The 25,560-nt window shown below is 40.3% G+C and carries 20 protein-coding genes and 2 pseudogenes; 10 read left to right on the top strand and 12 right to left on the bottom strand.

Annotation, left to right across the window (positions count from 1 at the left end):
- Nucleotides 1-209: 209 nt before the first annotated feature.
- The 7 genes and pseudogenes from FTU71_RS08040 to FTU71_RS08010 form a co-directional block, all read left to right on the top strand.
- Nucleotides 210-911 (top strand): VIT family protein, encoded by a 702-nt coding sequence (locus FTU71_RS08040; protein WP_096902719.1) that lies wholly within the window; start codon nt 210-212, stop codon nt 909-911.
- A gap of 240 nt (nt 912-1,151) precedes the next feature.
- Nucleotides 1,152-2,873: a phosphoethanolamine transferase gene (locus tag FTU71_RS08035; protein WP_180095768.1), complete on the top strand. Its 1,722-nt coding sequence runs from the start codon at nt 1,152-1,154 to the stop codon at nt 2,871-2,873.
- Nucleotides 2,866-3,543, top strand: coding sequence for a response regulator transcription factor (locus FTU71_RS08030; RefSeq protein ID WP_179988912.1), 678 nt, complete (start codon nt 2,866-2,868; stop codon nt 3,541-3,543). The genes FTU71_RS08035 and FTU71_RS08030 overlap by 8 nt, the downstream gene beginning before the upstream one ends.
- Nucleotides 3,543-3,851, top strand: a pseudogene (locus FTU71_RS08025) (two-component sensor histidine kinase); the annotation flags it as partial. The gene FTU71_RS08030 and the pseudogene FTU71_RS08025, both read left to right, overlap by 1 nt.
- Nucleotides 3,852-3,900: 49 nt before the next feature.
- Nucleotides 3,901-4,515, top strand: a complete 615-nt coding sequence (locus FTU71_RS08020) for an IS607 family transposase (RefSeq protein WP_152342123.1) — start codon at nt 3,901-3,903, stop codon at nt 4,513-4,515.
- Nucleotides 4,512-5,669, top strand: coding sequence for an RNA-guided endonuclease TnpB family protein (locus tag FTU71_RS08015; RefSeq protein WP_154320786.1), 1,158 nt, complete (start codon nt 4,512-4,514; stop codon nt 5,667-5,669). The genes FTU71_RS08020 and FTU71_RS08015 overlap by 4 nt, the downstream gene beginning before the upstream one ends.
- A gap of 145 nt (nt 5,670-5,814) precedes the next feature.
- Nucleotides 5,815-6,816 (top strand): annotated as a pseudogene (locus FTU71_RS08010) (ATP-binding protein); the annotation flags it as partial.
- Nucleotides 6,817-6,825: 9 nt separating this feature from the next.
- Here the strand turns inward: FTU71_RS08010 and FTU71_RS08005 are convergent.
- The 4 genes from FTU71_RS08005 to FTU71_RS07990 all read right to left on the bottom strand — a co-directional run bounded on the left by FTU71_RS08005 (nt 6,826) and on the right by FTU71_RS07990 (nt 10,871).
- A complete protein-coding gene (locus FTU71_RS08005) occupies nt 6,826-7,509 on the bottom strand; it encodes a phosphatase PAP2 family protein (protein WP_180111785.1) in 684 nt (227 codons plus the stop codon).
- A 56-nt stretch (nt 7,510-7,565) separates the two neighbouring features.
- Entirely contained in the window at nt 7,566-7,943 is a 378-nt protein-coding gene (locus FTU71_RS08000) for a diacylglycerol kinase (RefSeq protein ID WP_004970542.1), read from the bottom strand.
- Nucleotides 7,944-8,123: 180 nt separating this feature from the next.
- The gene (locus FTU71_RS07995) at nt 8,124-9,254 is read right to left on the bottom strand and encodes a TIGR00341 family protein (RefSeq protein WP_004970544.1); all 1,131 of its coding nucleotides are present in this window, start codon (nt 9,252-9,254) and stop codon (nt 8,124-8,126) included.
- 42 nt (nt 9,255-9,296) lie between these two features.
- A complete protein-coding gene (locus FTU71_RS07990) occupies nt 9,297-10,871 on the bottom strand; it encodes a sensor domain-containing diguanylate cyclase (protein ID WP_180111783.1) in 1,575 nt (524 codons plus the stop codon).
- A gap of 381 nt (nt 10,872-11,252) precedes the next feature.
- Between FTU71_RS07990 and FTU71_RS07985 the strand changes: the two genes are divergently transcribed.
- Nucleotides 11,253-11,804, top strand: a complete 552-nt coding sequence (locus FTU71_RS07985; RefSeq protein ID WP_019837853.1) for a ricin-type beta-trefoil lectin domain protein — start codon at nt 11,253-11,255, stop codon at nt 11,802-11,804.
- Between the two features lie 105 nt (nt 11,805-11,909).
- Here the strand turns inward: FTU71_RS07985 and FTU71_RS07980 are convergent, their stop codons facing one another.
- The 7 genes from FTU71_RS07980 to FTU71_RS07950 form a co-directional block, all read right to left on the bottom strand.
- Nucleotides 11,910-12,809: a LysR family transcriptional regulator gene (locus tag FTU71_RS07980; protein WP_004970549.1), complete on the bottom strand. Its 900-nt coding sequence runs from the start codon at nt 12,807-12,809 to the stop codon at nt 11,910-11,912.
- Between the two features lie 48 nt (nt 12,810-12,857).
- Complete coding sequence (dld, locus tag FTU71_RS07975; RefSeq protein WP_035311162.1) at nt 12,858-14,573, bottom strand: D-lactate dehydrogenase; 1,716 nt, start codon at nt 14,571-14,573, stop codon at nt 12,858-12,860.
- A 90-nt stretch (nt 14,574-14,663) separates the two neighbouring features.
- On the bottom strand, nt 14,664-15,818 hold the full coding sequence (gene lldD / locus FTU71_RS07970) for an FMN-dependent L-lactate dehydrogenase LldD (RefSeq protein WP_178319514.1): 1,155 nt from the start codon (nt 15,816-15,818) through the stop codon (nt 14,664-14,666).
- On the bottom strand, nt 15,815-16,564 hold the full coding sequence (gene lldR / locus FTU71_RS07965; RefSeq protein ID WP_004970689.1) for a transcriptional regulator LldR: 750 nt from the start codon (nt 16,562-16,564) through the stop codon (nt 15,815-15,817). Before lldR ends, lldD begins: the two co-directional genes overlap by 4 nt.
- Before the next feature lie 24 nt (nt 16,565-16,588).
- The gene (gene lldP, locus FTU71_RS07960; RefSeq protein WP_179988566.1) at nt 16,589-18,259 is read right to left on the bottom strand and encodes an L-lactate permease; all 1,671 of its coding nucleotides are present in this window, start codon (nt 18,257-18,259) and stop codon (nt 16,589-16,591) included.
- Between the two features lie 518 nt (nt 18,260-18,777).
- Nucleotides 18,778-19,275 (bottom strand): hypothetical protein, encoded by a 498-nt coding sequence (locus FTU71_RS07955; protein ID WP_180111781.1) that lies wholly within the window; start codon nt 19,273-19,275, stop codon nt 18,778-18,780.
- Nucleotides 19,276-19,372: 97 nt separating this feature from the next.
- Nucleotides 19,373-20,623, bottom strand: a complete 1,251-nt coding sequence (locus tag FTU71_RS07950; RefSeq protein ID WP_096902747.1) for a YncE family protein — start codon at nt 20,621-20,623, stop codon at nt 19,373-19,375.
- Nucleotides 20,624-20,974: 351 nt separating this feature from the next.
- On the opposite strand from FTU71_RS07950, the gene FTU71_RS07945 reads away from it, so the two are divergent.
- Both FTU71_RS07945 and lon read left to right on the top strand, forming a co-directional pair.
- The gene (locus FTU71_RS07945) at nt 20,975-21,571 is read left to right on the top strand and encodes a 5-formyltetrahydrofolate cyclo-ligase (protein ID WP_026438444.1); all 597 of its coding nucleotides are present in this window, start codon (nt 20,975-20,977) and stop codon (nt 21,569-21,571) included.
- 147 nt (nt 21,572-21,718) lie between these two features.
- Nucleotides 21,719-24,145 (top strand): endopeptidase La, encoded by a 2,427-nt coding sequence (lon, locus tag FTU71_RS07940; RefSeq protein WP_131260796.1) that lies wholly within the window; start codon nt 21,719-21,721, stop codon nt 24,143-24,145.
- A gap of 354 nt (nt 24,146-24,499) precedes the next feature.
- Here the strand turns inward: lon and FTU71_RS07935 are convergent, their stop codons facing one another.
- On the bottom strand, nt 24,500-25,465 hold the full coding sequence (locus FTU71_RS07935) for a M28 family peptidase (RefSeq protein ID WP_373683476.1): 966 nt from the start codon (nt 25,463-25,465) through the stop codon (nt 24,500-24,502).
- Nucleotides 25,466-25,560: the final 95 nt, after the last annotated feature.

Raw genomic sequence — 25,560 nt, 5'->3', positions numbered from 1 at the left:
TTACAAGCTATTGATCATTTTTTAAGGCATTTAAAGGTTGAAATTTAAGGAAATTTTATAAAAAACTCCAAGCTCAAACTCAAAAACCACATTACGACTTCATCTATTTTGTGAAATACCTCTCATTTTTAAACGATAAATTTTTTAGAATGATTTATGCTATATCACACATCAATAAACGAAAATTGAATAACAAGAGAGTTTGATCTATGCCACATTCTTACCACCTCGAAAAACACTATATTGAACGGTCTGGATGGTTACGTGCTGCAGTATTGGGTGCGAACGATGGGATCATTTCTGTGACCAGTTTGGTCGTGGGGATGGCAGCCAGTGGTGCATCTTCTCAAACATTGTTAATTACCTGTATTGCAGGCTTAATTTCGGGCGCTGCTTCTATGGCAGCAGGTGAATATATTTCGGTGAAATCTCAACAAGACATTGAACAAAATGACCTTGCGATGGAAGCACGCGAATTAAAACTCAATCCAGAGCATGAACTAAAAGAACTCACCAATATTTATATGATTCGTGGTTTAGATGCCGAATTGGCAGAACAAGTTGCCATACAACTGACTGCTCACAATGCTCTAGATGCCCATGCCCGTGACGAAATTGGTATTTTAGAACACACCTCAGCGCAGCCATTTATGGCAGCTTTTTCATCGGCATTGGCATTTACTGTAGGTTCATTATTCCCGTTGGTGTCTATTTTACTCTTACCTGAACATCTGTTAGACAAAGGCGTGATGTTGGTCGGTGTAATCAGTCTAGGGGTTATGGGTGCGCTTGCCAGCTATGTCGGTGGCGCAAGTATGTGGAAAGGTGCATTGCGTGTCATGATCTGGGGTATTGTCGCCATGGTATTCAGTGCGTGGATTGGTTCAATGTTCCATGTCGCTGTGGCTTAAAATCTAGAAAACTCAGTATAAAAATCTGCCCTATCTTTGGATAAAAATATGTTCAGAGATAGGGCAAGCTTCAGAAATAACATGAATGAACAGCTTATCCATGCAAAGTTTATATCTCTAAAACTTCTATCTTCAAAGTTAATCAAATAAAACTACAACAGATTCAGCCCACAATTTTAAGTCAGTTTTAAGTTTCAAATTTTAAACTAAAGCATCTTAAAGTCTTTTGAATCATTGACAATGTCTAAGCAGCCCGAATCACCACTTGCTCCATCTATCTTTGCCCGACTACGCTTTTGGCAAAAACCGATTTCTTTATTCTATTTCAATCTACTGCTTGCCCTATGGTTAGGCTTGGTATTGAACTATGGATTTTATGAGAAAATTCAACAATTCACACCTTATCAGGGCATTAAAGCCATAGGCTTATTGATTGCAACTGTGATCGTCATCGTATCGGCGTATCATCTGTTGCTGCAATGGCTAAACTGGCGTTGGAATGCCAAAATATTAGCCAGTATTTTGATTGTAGTCGGTGGATTCAGCGCTTATTTTGTTAATAGCTTGGGCGTAGTGATTACCGCAGACCAAATTCAAAATATGCTGCAAACCGATGTACGTGAAGTACGTGATCTTTTGTCTGTACGCTTAGTGGTTTGGAGTGTGCTGTTTGTACTATTGCCATTGGTCTTGGTGTGGTCTGTTAAAATTCAGCCGACTCATTTTGCCCGTCAATTACTGCAAAAGACTTTAGGCAGTGTAGTTTCGATTGTGCTGATTTTGGGTTTATTGTTCTGTTTTTATGTGGATTATGCTGCAATCTTCCGCGAGCATCGTGATTTAAAAGGCATGCTTTCTCCACAAAATGCGATTGCCTCTAGTCTATCGTATTATAAAAAGAAAGCACCCAAACAGAATTTGCCGCTGCTGCGCTATGGTGAAGATGCACATTTAATTCAACGTGCGCAAACAGGCACAGCACCCAAAATTATGCTGTTGGTGGTTGGTGAAACTGCACGTGCCGAAAGCTTCTCGCTGAATGGCTACGCAAAAAATACCAACCCTGAACTCTCTAAGCTGCCTGTGATTAATTTCACTCAAGTCAGCTCTTGTGGTACAGCCACGGCTGTTTCTGTGCCGTGCATGTTCTCGGGGATGCCACGCCAAAATTATGATGAACAACTGGCAAGTCACCGTGAAGGATTACTGGATATTGCTCAGCGTGCAGGTTATCAAGTCACTTGGATTGATAACAATTCAGGCTGTAAAGGTGCCTGTGATCGGGTGCAGCAATATCAAATTCCTGCAGCGCTAAAACAAAAATGGTGTGATGCTAGCGGTGAATGTTTAGATGAAATTTTAGTGGACAGTTTACAGGCTTATCTTGCTCAGCTTGACCCGAAAGACAGACGTTCACATTTAATTATCTTGCACCAAATGGGCAGTCATGGACCTGCTTATTTCAAACGCTCAACCGTAGCTTATCAACCCTTCCAACCGACGTGTAACAGCAATGCGATTCAGGGTTGCAGTGCCGATGCCTTACGCAATACCTATGACAACTCGATTGTGTATACCGACCATGTTTTAAGTCAGTTGATTCAAACTTTAGAGCAACAAAAACACTATCAAACTGGTTTTTGGTATTTATCTGATCATGGTGAATCGACAGGCGAGCATGGTTTATATTTACACGGCGCACCGTATTCTATGGCACCGACTCAACAAACTCATGTACCGATGCTGATGTGGTTTTCAGAAGCTTGGCAACAACAAAATTCCGCGCAAGTGAATTGCTTAAAAGCACAACGCCAAGCAGCATTGAGTCAGGACAATCTTTTCCCAAGTTTATTGAGCTTACTAGATGTAAAAAGCCAAGTGATTGATCCGAAAAATGATATGCTGAATCAATGTTCTGCCCCATCTACCACTCAACCGCAGCACGAGTCATCACATGCCTAAAATATTAATCATTGAAGATGATTTTATGATTGCCGAATCGACCCAAACCTTGCTCAAGTTACAGCAATTTGATGTTACTTGGGGGAACAACGGGATTGATGGCTTAAAGCAATTAGAGCAGCAAGATATCCAGTTGGTGTTGCTGGACTTAGGCTTACCCATGATGGACGGCATGCAGGTATTAAAAAACATTCGCCAGTTACATCCACAATTGCCCGTGCTGATTATTTCTGCGCGTGATCAATTGCAACAACGGGTGGATGGTTTAAATCAGGGTGCAGATGATTATTTAATTAAACCCTATGAATTTGATGAATTACTGGCGCGAATTTATGCCCTGCTCAGACGTAGCGGCGCACAAAATCCTGTAAACGATACCGCACATATTTTAAGTTATGGCGATTTAGTCTTAGATACCGAACAACATTTGGCAAAATTCAAAGGTGAATATATCGAATTGTCGAATCGTGAATGGGCAATTTTAATGGCTTTGGTCAGCCACCCTAATAAAATTTTCTCTAAAAGTAATTTAGAAGATAAATTATATGATTTTGACAGTGAAGTCAGCAGCAACACCATTGAAGTCTATATTCACCATTTACGCGCCAAACTTGGCAAGGACTTTATTCGTACCATTCGTGGTTTGGGCTACCGTTTAGGGCAAATTTAATGCAATCCTACTCTTTGCAAAAACGTCTGATTGTTTATGTTTCTATCTTTAGTGTCATGTTGGGCTGCGTTTTGGTATTTGCAGCGTATCGAATTGCCCTAGAAGAAATGAATGAAATTTTAGATGCACAAATGCAAAGTTTGGCAGAACGCATTGCAGCGAACCATCCTGAACCTACACAGAGCCAAATCGATTTAAATCAGAGATATAGCGAAGAAGACTTATTTGTCGATATTTGGTCATATGACGATGCTACAACACAATTACACCCTCAAGATGTGTTGCTACAACCCGTAGAAAAACCAGGGTTAATAACTGCTAGTTGAAATCTACCTATTTCTATATTATTATATACAAATGAATAGATATGTTAGTATTGGCGTTGCAGCTAAAACACTGGGTGTTTCCATCCAAACCCTAAGAAGATGGGATGAGGAAGGCACTTTAGTCGCAGATAGAACCCCAAAAAATCACAGACGTTACGATCTAAGCAAGATCACACCTGAACTTATCCATGATCTATCAATTCAGAACAGCCGAAAAACTATTGCTTATGCAAGAGTATCTAGTCACGATCAAAAGGCTGATCTTGAGCGACAAAAACAAGTTTTGGAAATGTACTGTGCCAAGCAGGGATGGACATTTGAGATTATTAGTGATTTAGGCTCAGGGATGAATTATCACAAAAAAGGGCTTAAGGCTCTTTTGGATGGAATTATTAATAATGAAATTGGTCGATTGGTTTTAACCCACAAAGATCGATTATTACGTTTTGGTGCTGAATTGGTTTTTGCTTTATGTGAAGCTCGGAATGTTGAAATTGTAATTATTAATCAGGGTGAAAATTTGAGTTTTGAGGAGGAACTGGCTCAAGATGTCCTGGAAATTATCACTGTATTTTCAGCACGATTATATGGAAGCCGAAGTAAAAAGAACCAAAAGCTAATACAGGCGGTCAAAGAAGCACTATGAGTCGATTTATACGAGGGCATATCATTGAATTGATGCCCAATAATAAACAAGCAAGCCATTTTGCTCAGGCAAGTGGTGTTGCTCGTTTGTCGTATAATTGGGCTTTAAGAGAGTGGCAGCGACAATACAAGGCTGATAAGGAATATCGAGATCAGTGTGAGTATTATGATGTTGCGGTGAATGAAATGCTTCTTAATAGACCTAAAGAGAGTAAATTAAGAAAGCACCTAAACACTTTTAAATTTGAAAAATATCCTTTCATGAAGAAAGTGACTAAGTGCGCACCACAGTTGGCGATTAAGCAGTTGGGTAGTGCTTTTGATAGATTTTTTAACGGCAAATCAGGATACCCCAAGCCAAGAAAAAAAGGCAAGGATGACCGTTTTTCATTATCAAATGATCAATTTAGCGTAAAGGGTCGGTCTATTAAAATCCCTAATTTGGGTTGGGTGAAAATGACTGAGAATCTGCGCTATAAGGGTAAAATTCTCTCGGCCAAAATATTTAAACAAGGTGGTAAGTGGTTTGTATCAATCGCTGTCGAACTCACCCAGATCGAAAAGCTTAAACCGAAAACAGGTTTAAGTATCGGTGTTGATTTGGGTGTCTCTAATCTTGCCACCCTTTCAAATGGTGAGGTTATTCCTTCTAACGCACCACTTAAAAGACAGCTTGCAAAACTAAGGCGACTCAACAAGTCTTTTAGTCGTAAGAAAAAAGGTAGTCAGAATCGAGAAAAAGCAAAAGCCAAGCTATCTCGCCTGCACTATAAAATTGCCTGTCTACGCAAGAATAATCTTCATCAAGTCACAACGGATTTGGTAACACGTTTTGATGTGATTGCGATTGAAGATTTGAATGTTAAAGGCATGTTGAGGAATCGTAAACTCGCAAGAGCTATATCCGATATGGGTTTTTATGAGTTTAAAAGGCAGTTGATTTATAAAGCCAAACAGCATGGAAAATCGGTACTTTCGGTTGGTCGATTCTTCCCAAGTAGTAAAATGTGTTCGTGCTGTGGTGAATTAAATCAATCTCTCACACTTTCTGCGCGAGAGTGGAAGTGCTTAGTTTGCCAAACCATCCAAAATCGTGATGTTAATGCATCAATTAATATCCTGCGATATGCGGATAAAGATTTAATCACTGCATAAGTGGTGATTAAGGCGGTGAGTTACACCGTGACAGCCTATGGAATTGAGGTAATCCCTAAAGCAAATGTTTTAGGTTCTTGATGGTGAAGTAGGAATTAAACATCAAACCCACATTGAGTAGGTTTGAGTAGGTTTTAAATAACGGTTTTATAATCATCAAACCGAAGTTGGACTGTGGCATACCTATATTTTGCCGCAAGAAACCCTACAGATTCAAATTAGCCAGCAAAACTCTGTGCGCCAATATTTAGCTTTAGAATTAGCGGCAAATATGTTTATTCCCTATGCAATATTTTTACCCTTTGCCCTTTTGGCTTTGGGTTGGCTGATTCGTCATAATTTTCAACCACTAAATAACTTTAAAAGCGAATTGGCACGTCGTAAAGCGCAGGATCTCAGCCCGATTCACATGTTGGATTATCCTGTCGAGCTTGCACCCACGATTCAGGAAATGAATCAGTTATTTACGCGAATTTCTGCCGCACAGCAGGAACAGCGCCAGTTCGTTGCCGATGCTGCACATGAATTACGTACCCCACTCACTGCACTCAATTTACAAGTACAAATTTTATTGCAGCAATTTCCACATAGTGATGCCCTCAATAATTTAAGCCAAGGGGTTTTGCGTTTACAGCATTTAGTCAATCAGTTATTAAGCTTAGCCAAGCAAGATGCCTCAGATAGTCTAATTGAAAACGATCAAACCCTATCTTTAAATCAAATGACCATTGCCTGTGTGGAACAGCTCATTCAATTGGCATTGCAAAAAGATATTGATTTAGGTGTCGAACAACGCCAAGAGTTGAATATTCATGGACAAAGTTCTGCTTTGCATTCCATTATTTATAATTTAATTGATAATGCGATTAAATATACCCCCAAACAAGGCGTGATTAATGTGACTATTTTTCAGCAAGAACAACATGCAATTTTGCAAATTGAAGACAGTGGTGCAGGCATTGACCCCGCACTATTCAATCAAATTCGACAGCGTTTTTACCGTATTCATAACCATGCGGAAATTGGTAGTGGTTTAGGTTTATCTATTGTAGATAAAGCCACCCAACGCTTAGGTGCAAGTTTAGAGTTTTCTAAAAGTGCCAGTTTAGGTGGTTTATGTGTGCAGGTTAAATTTCCGATACGTTAAGATCGGGTTTTAAGTTAGATTTTGAGTGTGCAATTTATGCGCCAAGAATGCATAGGCAACCACATTCAAACACCAAGTAATCCAGCCTGTCCAAAGATTATGACTAAAAAAATGTGCCCCGCGCATCATTTGCGCCCAGCCCATCCCCATGCCTAAAATACATGCTGCAATTAAGAAAAAATAAGCACGTTTAGGTTGAGCAACCCGATAAACAAAATACCCTACCAATAAAGCAAAACCACTTGAGGCATGCCCACCAGGAAAACAATGCCCTGCCGTTGCACTTAAATCCCACCAAACGCCATGCGCTGTGGCAATGCTCATATCCCATGGGCAAGCATGTGCCGACTGCGATTTAAGTATTGCAATCACACTGGTTGAAATCACCGCCATCCAAAAGAAATAGCCAAACTTCCAACGACGAGCACGTAATTTTTGAAATCTGAAAGACAGCAACCAAGCCAGCAAATAGCTCAGATATACTGCAATCAGGATATATTTGACATAACGATGATTTAATTCAGCCAATGCCCAATTTTGTCGCAGTGGAAATTCTGCATGTGCATCTATAAAAGGTTGAATTAGGTGTAAATCTAGCGTGCCTGCAACGCTAAAAAAATTGAGCAATATCAGCAAACTCAGAAGGAGTAAAATTGCTTGAAGAAGTAAAAATTTTGAATGCTGATGCCGCATGAGGATTACTCAACTCACTATCTATTTTAAAGTCTGTCTTATGCTTTTTTGAAGGATTAAGCAGGAATCAGGCATGCGCCCCAAGTCAATGTGATAATTGCCAAAGCAACAAATTGCGCTGCACTGCCCATATCTTTGGCATTTTTAGACAAGGGGTGTTGCTCCATCGAAACACGATCGACCACGGCTTCAATAGCAGAGTTAATCAGTTCGACAATGATGGCAAGTAAACACACCACAATCATGAGCACTTGTTCAACACGACTGACAGGCATGAAAAAACTGAGCGGGATCAGCAGTAAATTAATCAGAATGATTTGCCGAAATGCCGCTTCATTTTGAAAGGCGGCTTTAAAGCCTGCCAAAGAATAGCCTGTGGCATTCAAAATCCGTTGTAAACCAGAAGTGCCTTTGTAAGGAGAGCGTGGAAGCATAGTGAATCTGATTTGAAATAAATCGGATGCTAAGTGGTTTAGCTTAAAATTGGCTTAACTATAACCTTTTGAGACTATTAAATTAAATCGGTGTAATATGTAACATTATGAGTGCCCTATTGAATAATAAGACTCCATCTAAAGTAAGCTGTAAATACCATCAATTTCTTATTGTTGAATCTAAGGTTGTATCAATTGCTCGGCTTCAACTTGCTTAATATCAAAATCAGGACTTTCTTTGGCTTGAATAATTTGCACAGGAATAAAGCGCACTTGAACCACACTTGGTTTTCCACGTGGGTCTTGTGCTAATTTTTGATTCAATGCAGAAATCTGTTGAGGTTTTGGCGCTATATCTCCACGCAAGACTACGCGAATTAAAGTCATCTCTTTACGCCGATCAAACTGCACCGTATCAATCAAATTATTATGTTGATTAAATTGACTTTCAATCAAGCTTTCTACCTGATGTTCATACATCTGTTTATTTAACATCATCATAAAGTTAAAGCTTAAATAGATACCCAGCGCAAAAAGTACTAAAAGACTCACGATATTTCTTTTAATAAATTCAATTACTGTGCTATTTACTTCTTCATCTGAACCGCGTCTAAAACCAGCTGCCCATAACACCAGTGAAGAACTAATTTGAATAGCAACAATATTGGTCAGTGCCAACAGCAGAGCATTTGCTGCATGTTTCCATTCCAGATGCGCAATTAATATGCCACTTGCAACCAGCGGCGGTACCAAAGCAGTCGCAACTGCAACGCCAACAACAGCCACAGACAGACGTGGTGAAACGGCTGCAAATGCCCCTGCTGCACCACCCGCAAGTGCAATCATTAAATCCATAATGGTAGGCTGAGTTCTAGACAGAATTTCATGGGTGATAGGTAAGTTAATATTGATAAGACCTAAAATGATGCCAATACTGACAATCATCGACACACCTAAAACTAAGGTTTTAAATGCTGTTTTAAAAAACAACCATCGATTATCAATAAATGCTAAAGCCATACCTGAAATGGGACCAAGCATCATCGCAACCAGCATTGCACCAATCACCACTGCAGCTGAATTAGACAATAAACCATAGCCTGCAATAATAGCTGCCAAAGCATTCATTATAAAAAAGGTTTTGCTTGGCAAGGCATCGGCCTGAATATTCAGCCGTACTTGTTTATGATCAATCTTTTTAGAGTTTTCGCGCTCCGCTTGTTTGTATTTCAGCTTTTCTTTCAGAAGTTCATATTTTTCTTGTTCAGGACTGTCTTCAACCACAATCGTTGGATCTTGATCTTTTTCCATCGCATGCCTCTGTGTTAGCTGAATAGGAATCTATCCAAATTCTCATGTAGCCGTAGACTTTGTGCAATTCCGCCCAGCATGTTTGGCTTCATACAATTTATTATCTGCAAGTTTAAGCACTTCAGAAATATCCTCTGCATCTTTAAACCAAAATGCGATACCAATTGAGATGGTAATTTCACCCATACCATTAATATTGGTTTGTTGCATGGTCGTTCTTAAACGCTCCGCAGCTTTATATGCCACATTTGCATCTGCAGTCGTCATTAAAACTAGAAATTCTTCACCGCCACTACGACAGCAAACATCCTGTTCCCTAAAATTAGTTAGCATTATTTGCGCGAGCGTTTTAAGTACCACATCACCTTGATCATGCCCATACTGATCATTAATTTGCTTAAAAAAATCTATATCAATGGCTAATACTGCAAATTCGGTACGAGTCTCTAGCAGTTCATTTAAAAATAATTGCATACCACGACGGTTATATAAACCTGTTAATGGGTCCGTATTGACACGATGTTTTAACTCCGCAATCCGATCACTAAAGGTTTCCGAACTCATTAATAATGAGGTTCTAAACTTTAAAACCTCGAAATACCACGGATCAACTTCTTTAATTTTATTTTCAATGTCCGCATGATTGAGCATACTTGCCATACGTGCCAAGCGGTTCAAAGGTGAAGAAATAAAGCTTGAGATATACCAAATCAATAAAAAAATAAAAAAGTAAAAAATGAAGATTCCAATCGATACTTTAAAAATCAGCGTATTAGCTTGTGCAAGTAAATCATCTGTGGGCTGCTGAGAAACTACAATCCAATTTACACTTGGAATATGTGCAAAACCCGCCAAATTATCTATACCTAAACTATTCTTTAAACGAATTGATCCCTTTGTATTCTTATTAATATAATCCAAACCTGTATTATTGATAATTTTTTCACCAATTCGCTTTTTATCTGGATGAAAAATAATACGATTATGTTGATCAATCACATACATATAACTTTTTTTATAATCATACTGAGTATTGAGCATGGTATTAATCAAGTTCTGCTCCTGTAAATAAATCGTACCACTGATTAAGCCTAAATATTGATGTGTTTTATTATAAATAGGTTGTAACATCATGACGATTAAATTATTACTTATAGACCAATAGGGAGATGAAATATAAGTTTTCTTTTTTTCAATAGATCCATCAATACCAATGGTACTATAAGCCTGATTAAAATTAAGTTTTAATGTATTAGGTGCATAAGCTAAAATATGTTTATTCTGCTCTACCAATAAAACACTATTAAAATTATTCGATTGATTTTTTAAGCGTTTTACTTCTTCTTTTCTAACTTGTGTATTATAAAATTTTTTTTCTAATAAACGTGCACTATAATCCAACTCTTGCAGCATATCTGAAAAATGTTGATTGGCACTGGTGGCAATTTTTTCTGCATATTTTTCATTGATCGAAAGTGAATTTTGAATTAATTGTTGTTTAATTACATAATTTAAAATAAAAATACTTACGACAAATAAGCCTGATACACTTAAAATTGTGGAAATTAAAATAAGTTTACGCAGATCCAATCCAAGTCGTAGTAAAAAATGTTTCAACAGTTCCTACCCCAAAAATTCAAAAACTGTGACAATTGCCAACTTTAACACATAATTTTACAACTCAATCACATAATTTTAAAGCAATATAGTTGAATTTTTGATGTTCAATTCAACAAATTGGATAATTCGCTTGTTGCTGACCACAAACTAAATCAGAAATATATCCTCTAAATACAATTTCTACCACACACTTCCTAAGAATGCACCGACTAATAACAAATAAAGACAACTTGAATTTTTTCGTTCTTATTTTTTGCTGAAAACCTTGTCTATTCGATAAATTTTTAGGGTCAATTACTCATAAAATTACAAAAAATAAATATTTATTCCATGCTTTAAATTTATCCTATCCACCTAATAAATAAATTGTTTTCTCTTATGTTTAAGACACTTTTCACTATAAGCAGTTGCTCACTTTTAACAGCATGTATTGTAGTTGACGGAACAGCATCGGGGCAGATTCCCAATATCGTCATTCAACCTCAAATTCCAGCAAGTACACCTGTAGAACGTCCTGCACAACAAACCATTTATATGCCAACACCTATGCCTTATCCTGCACAAACATGGCAACAAAAAGTCAAAATTAAAACCTATGATGGTCGCTGCGTAGATTTTAGTCGCAGTAATCAACGTTCCATTCAGACTTCACATTGTCATGATGGTACCAATCAGCATTTTATTTTCCATCCTGATCAAAGCATTACCGTGCAAGGTAAATGTCTAGATGTAGCAGGAAAACAGAAACATGATGGTGCTGAAGTAATTGCTTATACCTGTAATGGACAAAGTAACCAAAAATGGTATCTCGATGGTCAGCGTATTCGTAGTGCAGATACAGGCAAATGTTTAGATATTTATAATGGAAAAATGAAAATGTATAGCTGCAATCAAAATCGTGGGCAGAAATTTAGTTTTATTGCCTTATAAAAAAGAATCACTAATTCCCTCAGCCTAGCCTGCTCTTTTGAAGATGAGGGAATTAGCGAATGATAATTTAAAAAATTATAAAAATTTTACTTTAAATACGATTAATTAAGGATGCTGACTAAACAAATCAAAAATCACTTTTCTTAACCACTGATGACTGGTTTGGTGATGACAAGACGTATGCCAATATTGTCGTACAGGATAGGTTGGAAAATTCAAAGGCGCACTCACTACTTGTAAATTCCCGCGTGCCAATAACACCTCACTTAAATAATAAGGCACTGTCGCAATCATATCGGTTTCTTGCACAATTAAACCGACCCCTAAATAACTTGGGATACTCATTAGAATATTACGTCTTAAACCACGATTGCTTAATTCATTTTCAATATGGTAGTGACCTATACTGGTATCTACATCGACATGCGATTCACGAATATAAGCTTCAACATCTAAACTTTTTTCACAAATACGTGGATGATCTTTACGACTAATCACCACATAATATTGTAAAAATAATTGCTGCTGATAAAAACCCTGCTCTAACTCAGGTAAAAAACCAATCGCAAAATCAATTTCACCATTTGCCATTTGATAACTGGTTTCACGGGTAATAGGACGAATTTTAATCCGCACTGAAGGTGCATATTTTTTTAAAAACTTGGTCAGTTTTGGCAATAAAACCAAATGCGAAACATCGGTCATTGCCAAGGTAAATAATTGATCGGAATGTGTCGGATCAAAATCGACTTTAAAATTATTGACCGTTTCAATTTTATTAATAATTTCACTAATCGGTGAAAAAATCTGTTTCGCCAACTCTGTAGGCAACATTTCATTGCCAACCCTTAAAAATAATGGGTCATTAAAATGCTGACGAATTTTATTTAAACAGTTACTAACCGCAGGCTGACTCATGCCCAATGCATCTGCTGCTGCAGACACATTTTTTAATTTATATACATAGTAAAAAATCTGTAGCAGTTTGCTATCTAACTTAAACATATCCATCTTTCCTTAGAATCAGTTTCACTGCTCAGTTTTCATCCTTATTTAACGCCAAGCTTTTAATTTAGAGCTATGCCCAATGCCCACATTAAAACAATTGGTCGGATCCAATTTTTGATAATGCTGCTTTAAGGCAGGCTTCGCCACATATAAATGCCCAACATTATGCTCTGCAGGATACTCTGCCCCACGTGCATCAAGCAATGACCACATTTGATGTTCCATCGCCAACGGGTCTACGCCTTTTTTAATAATATAGTCCTGATGAAAGACATGACATAAAAAATGACCATAATACAACTTATGTATAATCGCCTGCTCCAACTCTTCGGGCAAGGTTTCAACCCATTGCTGATCATTACGTCTTAACGCAATATCTAAAGCAACAATGTCTTCCACTTCATTTCGATGTGTATCACGATAACGAATTGCAGCACCTGCCACTGCAAAGCGATGCAGAAAAGCCTTGCGGCCTTCATCTTCATTACATAGAAAAAAACTGCCGGAATTGCGCGTGATAAAATAATCCATTAAAAACTGCTGTACTGCCGCAACATCTTGCTGCTCAATGCGCAAAATTAAATGATGTTCATACAAATCACGAAATTGGTTCATGCGTTCTGGTAAATGATTTGGCAGTAGTTTCGTGAACATTTGCAAAACTTTATCCGACAATCCACGCATGCCCCAACGGGTTAGAAAACCATCAACTTTGTCTTTCATGGCAAAAGCTGCAGGTACTTTACTGGTGCCAAACTTCTCGATAAACAAGAAGCTGTCTTTGCCATATTCTGCACCAATGTCATAGGCATCTCGATGAATATACTCGCCAGCAATCGGTACACGCGGCAAATCACGTAATAAAAAACGGCGAATCGCGGTTAAATCATCCTGCTGATTGCTGCCGATATAAAACACCTGACTCGGAATTTTCTCAAATGTATCCAAACGCACTGCAAACACACAGACTTTACCTGCCGAACCCGAAGCTTCAAACAAACGGCTCGGGTCGGCATTAAACCGTGCAGGCGTATCGGCATCGACTTGGGCAACATCATGCACGTAACGCTGATCTGAAGCACAACAATGTTCCGAATATTCAATATCTTCAGGGCGATATTGTTGTTGCTCAAGTTTGGTTAAAATTTCTTCTGGCGAGTTCCCTAAATTCACCCCCAAATGATTGATGAGTTGCAACTCGCCCAGTGCATCGACTTGTGCATATAAGGCCAACTCAGTATAGGCAGGACCACGTCTGACCAATGCACCACCTGAATTATTACATACCCCGCCCAACACTGAAGCGCCAATACAAGATGAACCAATGACTGAGTGTGGCTCACGCTGATGCGGCGCCAATTGCTGTTCCAAAGCATCCAATGTTGCACCAGGCAAGCAAATCACTTGCTTGGCATCGTTGATGAGCTGAATACCTTTTAAACGTTGGGTGTTGATCAAAATTACAGGACGATCATAGTCATCACCAAAAGGGGTAGAACCACCCGTGAGTCCAGTATTGGCGGCTTGCATAATAATAATGCAATCTGCTGCCACAGCCACTTGTAACACTTGCCACTGCTGCAATAAAGAACCTGGCGTGACCACCGCAAAAACCTGTCCTTCGCCAAAACGTCGCCCTTGACGATATAAACGAGTATCTGATTCATGGGTCAATACATGCGCTTTTCCCACAATATCGACCAAGTTTTTGAGGGTTGCTGCAGCATCAAATTGTGTTGCAGAAGAAATTGTCTGTGGCATAGTGTACAAGTCCTGAAACAAGGTGAAAAATACAATTAAGCGATTCAGCCAAATGCATCGGTTGATGGATTGATCGCTCCTGTTGGCAATTTAGCCTTTCAGTTCACGCTCAAGTTGTACCAAGCAATCTGAGTTAATCGCTTGAATGTTTTTAGCACCCGTTAAGGTCATTGCGACTCGCATTTCTTTATCAATCAATTCGAGTAAATTACTCACACCCGCCCCACCTGCAGCGCCTAGTGCATAAATAAAGGCACGTCCGAGCATACAAGTATCCGCACCCATCGCCAACATGCGCACCACGTCTAGGCCATTACGAATACCTGAATCCACTAGAATTTTTAGTTCCCCTTTCACTGCATCGGCAATTGGCGGTAAAGCACGTGCAGTTGAAAGTACACCATCTAACTGACGACCACCGTGATTGGACACCACAATTCCATCAGCGCCAAAACGCACAGCATCTTTAGCATCTTCTGGGTCTAAAATGCCTTTAATGACCATTGGGCCATCCCAGAATTCACGAATCCACTCCAAGTCTTTCCATGAAATAGATGGGTCAAAGTTATTGCCTAACCAGCCAATATAATCTTCAAGTCCTGTTGGTTTGCCTAAGTATTTAGAGATATTGCCCAAGTCATGCGGACGACCTAGTAAGCCAACATCCCATGCCCAGTTTGGATGCATCACTGCCTGCATATAGCGGCGCATAGCAGCATTTGGACCACTCATGCCCGAATGTGCATCACGATAACGTGCGCCAGGCACAGGCATATCTACCGTAAAGACTAAGGTTGAACAGCCTGCTGCTTTGGCACGTTCCAAGGCATTGCGCATAAAACCACGGTCACGTAATACATATAATTGAAACCACATTGGGCGTGAAATGGCAGGCACCACTTCTTCAATTGGGCACACCGACACGGTAGATAAAGTAAACGGAATACCTTTTTTGTCAGCTGCAACTGCAGCCTGCACTTCACCACGGCGCGCATACATGCCCGTTAAACCCACAGGTGCCAAAGCCACAGGCATTGACAAGGTTTCATTAAATAAGGTGGTTTCTAAACTCAAAGCCGACATGTCATTCAAAACACGTTGGCGCAAGGCAATCTGTGAAAGGTCTTCCACATTTCTTTTCAGCGTTTGTTCCGCGTACGCACCTCCATCAATATAGTGAAATAAAAATGGCGGTAAACGGCGTTTGGCTGCTTCGCGGTAATCATTCGCAGAAGAAATAATCATGGCGCTATCCTGTTTAATCGACTCGCACGCTGACGACGCGCATCTTCCTCGTCTATCATGCGTACTTGTTGAACTACAAATTCAATATGTCCACACACTGCCGAACGGGCAGCTTCTGGATCCTGGCGTTCAATTGCATCCATCACTTGAAAGTGTTGATCGTGCAACTGATCGAAACGGTGGGCTTCGGTATAGACTTTGCGTCTGCCCAAAACTACGTTGTATTGCAACAAATCAAATAAGCCGCGCATCATTTGAATGAGCACCAAATTGTGCGATGCTTCGGCAATTGCCAAATGAAACTTGGCATCGGCAATTGCTGCCTGATCGTCATCACCTAAAATTTGAAAATGGGCGATTTGCTCATAACAGGCACGGATGTTTTTCAAATCCTCAGCAGTTGCCCGCTGTGCGGCATACCATGCCGTACCACCTTCAAGCACCATTCGTGCTTCCTGCACATCAAAACGATAAGCAGGATCTTCATCAATCAGGTTACTTAAAGGCTGCACAATTTGATATTGCGACCAATTGGTAGGCAGTTGTTGCAAAAAAGTACCCGCTCCAACTTTGCTGACCAGCATGCCCTGACTGGTCAATTGCTGAATAGCCTCACGCAAAGAGGAACGGGAAACCCCGAGTTGTTCACATAACTTTCTTTCGGCAGGCAATCGGTCTCCGACTTGCATCTGATTTTTTTCAACCAGTGTGCGCAGGTCTTGAACAACTTTGTCGGAAACTTTCATGCGGCTATCCTCTTGTGCATGTGGTTATGGAATCATCCATGGGAACACATAAGCTTGTAGAGTGATAATAATACCGATCATTACGGTGAACGTGATACTGTGTTTCACGGTAAAGCGGAATAAATCCGATTCTTTACCGACTAAACCAACAGCCGCACAGGCAATTGCAATAGATTGCGGTGAAATCATTTTGCCTGTTACCCCACCACTGGTATTGGCAGCAACCAACAGAACTTCTGGTACACCAATTTGCTGTGCGGTTGTGGCTTGCAAGGCAGCAAACAAGGCGTTGGCTGAAGTATCTGAACCTGTCAAGAACACCCCAATCCAGCCTAAAAATGGCGAGAAGAATGTGAAAGCATTGCCTGTGTGTGACAAAGCCAGTGCCAAAGTCGCAGACATACCTGAATAATTGGCAATAAATGCAAACGCCAACACCATCCCAATAGAATAAATTGGTGTTTTTAGCTCGTTGATGGTTTCAGCAAAAGTTTTAACAGCTTCACGCGGTTTCATTTTTAAATAAATGATGGTGATGATGGCCGCAATCATAATCGCAGTCCCAGTTGCGCTAAGCCAATCGAACTTAAAGATCGCATCATAGTCTTTAACATCAGCGACCACAGGCGGCATCTTTTGCACCAGTTGGTGTAAAAATGGCACTTTGATGGAAATTACCCAGTCGTGCATTGCGCCATCTTTGGCAAATAAATCTTTAAACGGCTTGATGCTCCAAATAGTGACCATCACCGTTAACACTGCAAAAGGTGACCATGCTTTAACAATCTGCCCGATGCTGTATTTTTGCTGTTGTTCTGCAACTAAGTTGGCATCCACTTTGGTGTCTGCATCGCTAAAACGGAAAATGTGTTTTGGCTGCCAGAATTTAAATAAGACCGTTAAACTAATCAAAGAGGCAATTGCGGCTGTAATGTCAGGTAACTCAGGTCCAACAAAGTTAGAGGTCAAGTATTGTGCAATCGCAAAAGCACCACCACCCACCAACACTGCAGGCCAAGTTTCTTTCACACCGCGCCAGCCATCCATAATTGCCATAATCCAGAACAGCACAATAGGCACCATAAATGGCAACTGACGCCCAACCATCTGGCTAATTTCCATGGTTTCTACACCCGAAACCTGACCCGCCACAATAATTGGAATCCCCATTGCGCCAAACGCAACAGGTGCGGTGTTCACAATCAAACATAAACCCGCAGCGTATAAAGGTTTAAAACCCAAACCCACCAACAAAGCAGCAGTAATTGCCACTGGCGCCCCAAAGCCCGCTGCACCTTCTAAAAATGTGCCAAACGCGAAGCCCACTAGTAGCATCTGGAGACGCTGATCTTCTGTAATTGACAGAATAGATGAGCGAATAATGTTAAACTGCCCTGTTTTTACAGAGATTTTATATAAAAATAATGCGCCAATAATAATCCATGCGATTGGCCATAAACCGTAGAAAAAGCCATAGATCAATGAAGCAAAAGCCATTGGTGCAGGCATGCCATAGGCAAATAACGACACTAATAACGCCAAAATAACCGTAATTGTTCCCGCAACACTTCCTTTTAAGCGAAATACAGCCAATGCCAGAAAGAAAAAGATAATCGGGATTAATGCAATAAGACTCGAAATCCAAATATTTGCCATTGGATCGTAGATCTGTTGCCAATGTTGAAGCATTGTCATCTCCTTGAAATGCTCACTCAAACGTAAACATAGGTCTAAGCATATAGATAAAATTCTAATTTTGGTCTGACCAATATTAAGATAAAAATCAAAATACTCTTAACATTTGCAACAAATAATAGTTTTATACAAATAAATGTCAATATTGGTTGGATTGTTTATCCATATGGTCATACCAATTTAAATAAAGATGATCTTTGTTCGCAGCATAAAAAATACGGTGAAGAAAAATTTAAACTTTGTTTTTTCTGTAGTTTTTAAGAGGAAGGAAAAACCAAATTTATTCGGCACAGCCTTATACAACTTTCGTCTAATACAGTAAAATACGTGTGCTTTCTTCTAAGATGAATTGAACGCTTGATCAAAGGAATCATGGATAAATTCAGCTCAAGTGGCCGCTATTCGGCTTAAAAACATGTGGATTAAAAGAATTTTTTAGACAAAAAAATAACGCCATTATTGACTGCAACAATGGCGTCATCGTGTATTTATAACAGCAACTCACACCTTACTGTGGCTTAACCTGTCACCACGTTCAGGCGCTTTAAAAGCGAAATATGCAAATCAATTTGCCCTGCAATTTCAGGTAAAATTTGCTTTAAAAACTGGCTATAGTTCATTGCATCTTCTGCTCTTAATACGCCTGCTTGTACCAATTGTTCCTGCTGTAGCAACATACTTTGTACACGGTTTAAATCAGGCTTTTGCCCTTGGCTTAAACCTGTACTAATTTGCTTAAAGCCTAAATACAACTGATCACGTTGCTGGATTAATTGCTGCATTTCAACTGCAGATACCGCAGCACGCTCTAGCATAGCGTTTGTTTCCAGTACATTTTCAGATTCATCTGAATATAGACTTTGCGTTGTTTCTATCTCTGTGGAAGCCGTGTTCGGTTTCACCCACACTGTTTCCAAAACAGTCTTATTCGGTGGTTGAAATACATACACCACGGTAAACAACACCGCGACCGCCAAAACAAAAAAGCCAATACCGAGCCATCGAGTCCCATTCATGTGCATGCTCCATAAGCAAACCATCCTAAAATGCGCTCAATTCAAATATCGTCTTGAGCGCCTTAGCATGCTTTGCCTGTTATGATCGGCTTAAAAATTACGGCGTCGACCAATCGCTTGGTGCATAACCCAAACGCACTCGCTGTGGGTGATTCCCCACTGGCACACTGCGGACTTTTTCTCCCGTAGCAAAGTCAATCACCGTTACCACATCGGTTTCACTTTCTGAAATCACACAGCTTTTTCCATCTGGGCTACGGGTTGCCCAATATGGTTTACCTGCAGGAATCAGTTTGCCTGCTTTTAAACTCTGACGGTCTACAATGGTCGCGTAATCATCCATCGTGCCTGCCACACAGAGTTTTTCGCCATCTGCGCTGATGGATAAACCATGATGACGTGAATCATTTACCCATTTGCTGCGGTCTTTTGGAATTGTACTGCTGCCTGGTAATTGTCCAATACGCGTGACTTTATCGGTTTTTAAGTCGTATTCCACCAAACCATTAAAAAATGAAACCTGCGCATAAAGTTTGCTTTCATCTTTACTTAGCACCATAGGACGCACTGAGTTGGATAAATCCTTACGTCCAAAGGCATCTAACGCAGGTCGGAAATCAATTTTTTTCAGAACTTTATAATTGTTGGCATCGGCAATGGTAATAAAGCGCTTACCTTTGGTAAAATCTTGCCACTGTGCATCCATCGAAGTTTCTACGTTACCAATCGCAGAGTTTAAGATTTTCGTTCCACCTGCAAAGTAAATATTTTCGTGCGGCTTATCCCCTGTTGCAAAACGCCCCAATTCTTTACCTGTATGAATATCTAAAACATGCACCACATTACCTGACGATGCCGACACAGCAACACGTTGTCCATCTGGTGAAACCGCCATGTGGTCTGCGCGGAAACCTTCGACTGGCGTACGCCAATTAATTTTGCCCGTTTTAATGTTGATGGATACCACATCGGCAAAACTTGGACGTGAAGCCACAATCGACTGTCCATCTGGCGTGGAATACATATCATCCACCAACTGGTCATTGCCCTCACCTGCAGTTTGTTGAATGTAAGTGTAGGCAATCAATTTCACTGGATTTAAATGAATTTCTAATAAACGCTCTTTGCGGTCAGGAATCATATTGACCACACCCACTTTGCCAAAGTCTTGTGAAGGGTGAATCACCGTCACTGTGCCATCCCAGTTATTGCCGACAAAAAAGACTTGTTGGGTATTCGGTGGCTGCGGTAAATAGGTCGAATCTGCATAACTTTGTGCGCTGACACAACTTCCTAAAGCCAGCACGCCTTGAAGTAGATGTTTAAACACCTTGTTGGAATAATTCATGTTCTTGTTCTCCCTGAACAGCAAAATGAAAGTGTTGTTTTTGTTTTGGCTTGTGTTTTTACATATTTGTTGTTTTTAACTGAAGCCTGCCTAATCCATCTTGAAGCGATCTTGAAGATTGTTGGCGTGGCATTGATTGGGCAATAGCATAAGAGTTTTTGTAATTTTGCGTCTAGGGTTCGAGCTAGACTATCCGATAGCAGGTCAAGTTTCAGATAAACAGAAATACAGCATCACATCCTGTTAAAATGCCAAGTATGATAAAAGCTTGTTTTTGTCGATGAAATGACAGTAATCCCATACCCATTCAAGCATTTAAACTCAAGAATATAAGGATGTGCCGAGATGCAGTTGTTGGAACTTAAAACCTTGCGTAAACAGCTTCGACAACAGCGCAGAGCGGTCACGCGCACCCAACAGCAACACGCACAGCAAGCTGTTTTGCAGCGGCTAATACGACTGCCAAAATTTCAGTACGCAAAAAAAGTGGGTATGTATTTACATGCTTTTGGTGAAATTCATACACACCGCATCATTGAATATTGCTTCGCGCATAGCAAACAAGTGTATTTGCCCATGATTTGCAATATGAATCAACACTTGGTGTGGGTACAAATCACCCCACAACAATATCGTCAGCGTCGCTTTGCCCATCATCGTTTGGGGATGCAAGAACCAAGAACAAGTCGCGGAAAACACATCTCCCATTTAGATTTAGTCTTGATGCCCTTATTGGCTTGCGATACGCATGGCACCCGCATTGGAATGGGCGGTGGTTATTATGACCGCACTTTAGCCTCTGCCCCGCAGCATCCTTATCGCTTAGGGATTGCACATGATTTTCAGCTAATTCATACACGCTTGCCACGTGAAAATTGGGATCAACCTGTAGATGCCTTACTAACTCCACAACATTTTTTACAGTTTAAACGCACCTTGAAACGCTAAATTGATCATTTTGACTGAATAGATCAATTTAAAATCACATATTTAGCTACTTTTTAAACAATTTGTGTTGACCTACCCTTGTATTTTAAAAAATACCCATCACTATTAAAAACATGGCAACACCGTTGTCACTCATTAGGAGTGCCCATGTCTGAAATTATTATGAATCAAGAAACCTTAGAGCCTCAGGTTCCAAGTGTATTACCGCTTTTAGCGCTACGTGATGTGGTGGTTTATCCACACATGCAAATCGCGCTATTTGTAGGTCGTGAAAAATCGATCAATGCAGTTGATGTGGCTCGTAACAGTGACAATCTAGTATTTGTAGTTGCGCAAAAAGATTCGCTTACAGAAGAAATTGATCACGACAATTTATATCAATACGGTACTGTCGCGAAGATTGTGCAAGTTGTGAATCACGAAAATGATGAAAACTGTATCAAAGTGCTGATTGAAGGCTTATACCGCGCCAAACTCGAAAAAATTATTGATGAAGACGCGTATTTGACTGCAGAACACAGCTTGAGCCCAATGACTGTTGCGATGGATGAAAATACCCAAGCAACACGTTTGCAAGAATTACGTGCCTTATTTGCGCAATATGCAGAAGCAAAATTACGCAATGCACGTGAACTGATTGCTGCTGCCAATAAAATTGAAGATTTATTGCAGTTGTTGTTCTTTGTTGCAACCCGTGTGCCATTGAATATTGATGTCAAACAAAAATTCCTTGAGCACGATGAGTTTGAAGCTCACTTGACCGAGTTAATGACTTATTTATTGCAACAGTCTGAAGAACAGCAGATTGAGCAAACCTTGCATGACTCTGTTAAACGCCAGATGGAAAAAAATCAGCGTGAATACTTCTTGAATGAGAAGATGAAAGTCATTCAACGCGAACTGTCCGATATGAACGGCGGTGCGGAAGATGATGTCGCTGAAATTGAAAAACGTCTGGCCGAAGCAGACTTGCCAGAACATGTCCGCAAAAAAGCAGAAGCTGAGTTCCGTAAGCTAAAAGCCATGCAACCTGCATCTAGCGAAGCGGCTGTGGTACGTAACTATCTGGAAGTAATTTTAGATACGCCATGGAACAAAGCCAGCAAAGTCAGCATTAACTTGGCGAAAGCACAAGAAATTTTAGATGCCGACCATTACGGTTTAGATGAAGTCAAAGACCGTATTGTGGAATACCTTGCTGTGCAGTCGCGCGTGAAAAAACTCAAAGGTCCAATTCTGTGCTTAGTCGGTCCTCCGGGTGTAGGTAAAACCTCACTGGGTGAATCGGTTGCAAAAGCCACTGGACGTGAGTTCGTGCGCATGGCGCTAGGCGGCGTACGTGATGAAGCGGAAATTCGCGGTCACCGCCGTACCTATATTGGTGCGATGCCGGGTAAAATTGTGCAGTCATTGACTAAAGTTGGTGTGAAGAACCCACTGTTCTTGCTCGATGAAATTGACAAAATGGCACAGGATTACCGTGGCGACCCTGCATCTGCTTTGTTAGAAGTACTTGATCCATCACAAAACAACAAGTTTAATGATCACTATTTAGATCTAGACTTAGACTTGTCTGAAGTGATGTTCATTTGTACTGCCAACAGCATGAATATTCCAGAAGCTCTGTTAGATCGTATGGAAGTAATTCGTCTACCGGGTTATACCGAAGATGAAAAAGTGAATATTGCAGAACGCTATCTTGTCCCTAAAGCCATCAAAAATAATGGCTTGCGTGCTAAAGAATTGACGGTTCATGAAGAAGCGATTCGTGACATTGTGCAGCGCTATACACGTGAAGCAGGTGTGCGTAGTCTGGAACGTGAAGTGTCAAAAATTGCCCGTAAGGTGGTGAAAGAAGCAGTCAGCAAAAAAGCCAAAAACCTACAGGTAGATGTGACTTCACAAAACTTGCCTGACTACCTTGGTCCACACAAATTTGACTATGGTATGGCAGAAGAAGAAGCCGAAGTGGGTCGTGTAAATGGCTTGGCTTGGACTTCAGTGGGTGGTGAATTACTCACCATTGAAGTGGCAACCATGAAAGGCAAAGGTAATTTCATCACCACAGGTTCATTGGGTGATGTGATGCAAGAGTCAATCAAGGCCGCGATGACCGTTGTGCGTACCCGTGCCGACAGTTTAGGCATTGAAGCCAATGTATTTGCCGAAACCGATGTACACGTACACTTGCCAGAAGGTGCAACACCTAAAGATGGTCCATCTGCAGGTTTGGCATTGACTACGGCATTGGTATCTGCATTTACAGATATTCCAATTCGTCCTGATATTGCCATGACAGGCGAAACCAGCTTACGTGGTCGTGCAATGCGCATTGGTGGCTTGAAAGAGAAACTTCTTGCGGCACATCGTGGTGGTATCAAACTGGTATTTATCCCACAGGAAAACGTGCGTGACTTGTCTGAAATTCCAGACAATGTCAAAGAAGGTTTGGAAATCAAGGCTGTGAAAAGCATTGATGAAATCTTGCCTTTGGCACTGACCAGTATGCCTAAGCCTTTAACCAAGGCACCGATTGTGAAGCCAGTAGCAGCAGGCAAAGCCGCACGTCATTAAGCAAGTTACTCTGCTTTAAGCATAGAACATCTCAAAAGAGCACTTCGGTGCTCTTTTGTTGTATTTAGATTCTGGATTTAAAATAATTGAATAATTTTTTAATTATTTTTAAAATGGATAGTCTGTTTTTAATTCAATTTCCTTGAAAAATAGGCAAACCATCCACATATATAAATTTAAGATACATCGCGCTGTATGTTTCTTGTTTGGTCTATTTAGACCGATAAATTGATCAGACGCTTTTGATTGAAGCGTGCTTCATGGTCTGGTCATCCATATCTCCAGGTGGATGACCTTTTAACCGCAGTCCTATTTCAATTCAGGGCTGCGTTTTTTATGCGCTGCGATCAATCATCAAGGTGATAAAATCTGTGCAACCAAGCCATTCACGACATGTGCCATTTTTTCAAAATTTACTGTTTTTAAAGTATCACCTGTGGTATGGCGAAGTGAGCTGCGATAACTGCCCGTATCGGTAATTAAAATAGCTGGAATATCATATTTCCAATAATTTAAATGATCTGAAAAATCTATACCCTTGATGAAAGTCGGTGCCACCACGCGCTCACATTGCAACTGGTTCAAACGCTGCATCGTATTGCAATAGCTTGCACTCATTTCACGTGATTGCATATTGCTCAATGCCACAATAAAATTGCCATGACTTGGGTAAATCCACTTTAAACCGATTGGGTAATTTTGCACCAAATTTTTATCGTAATAACCAATCATATCCAGCACATACACCGCACGGATTTTTTCTTTTTCAGCCTGCACAGATTTGGCATGTATAAAACTGCCCATCGACTCGGTTTTAAAAAATGGTGGCTCTGCCAAGGTATAAAAAACAAATTCAACATTTTGACTAAGTTTATTCTTTTCCTGCGCCAAAATTCGTGCTGTTTCGATTACACCTGCAACGCCAGAAGCGTTGTCATTTGCCCCCTGCTGCTGCCCATAAACATCGTAATGCGCACCAAAAATCGTTTTTTGCGCAGCACCGATATTCAATTTGCACACCACATTGCGGTAGCTTTGCTGATTGACCACATAATTTTGAAATTGACACGGAATTCCAAATACTCGCATTTGTTCCCGAATCCATGCCGAAACCCGATTCAGTTCAATCACATTTTTATAATGACGATACTGTTCGGAATTACCCAAACCCTGCTGCCCAATCACTTGCTGCATATAGACTTGCAAATTGTTTGGTTCTGCCCATTGAGCCTCAGGCACAGCAAATGTAGCAGTGGTCATCAATCCCATACCCGCGCCCAATATCCATGAATATAACTGCTGACTTTGAAACGCGCGCATGCTGATAATTCCAAGACAAAAAAGACCAATAAGATTGCTGAGTATTAAAGCAACAGCCTGTTGGCAAATTCAATTGCAAATTGTGTCGTTACACA

It is taken from the genome of Acinetobacter sp. YH12136 (genome assembly GCF_013418545.1).
Classification (GTDB): domain Bacteria; phylum Pseudomonadota; class Gammaproteobacteria; order Pseudomonadales; family Moraxellaceae; genus Acinetobacter; species Acinetobacter towneri.
This window is presented reverse-complemented; position numbering and strand designations above follow the sequence as displayed.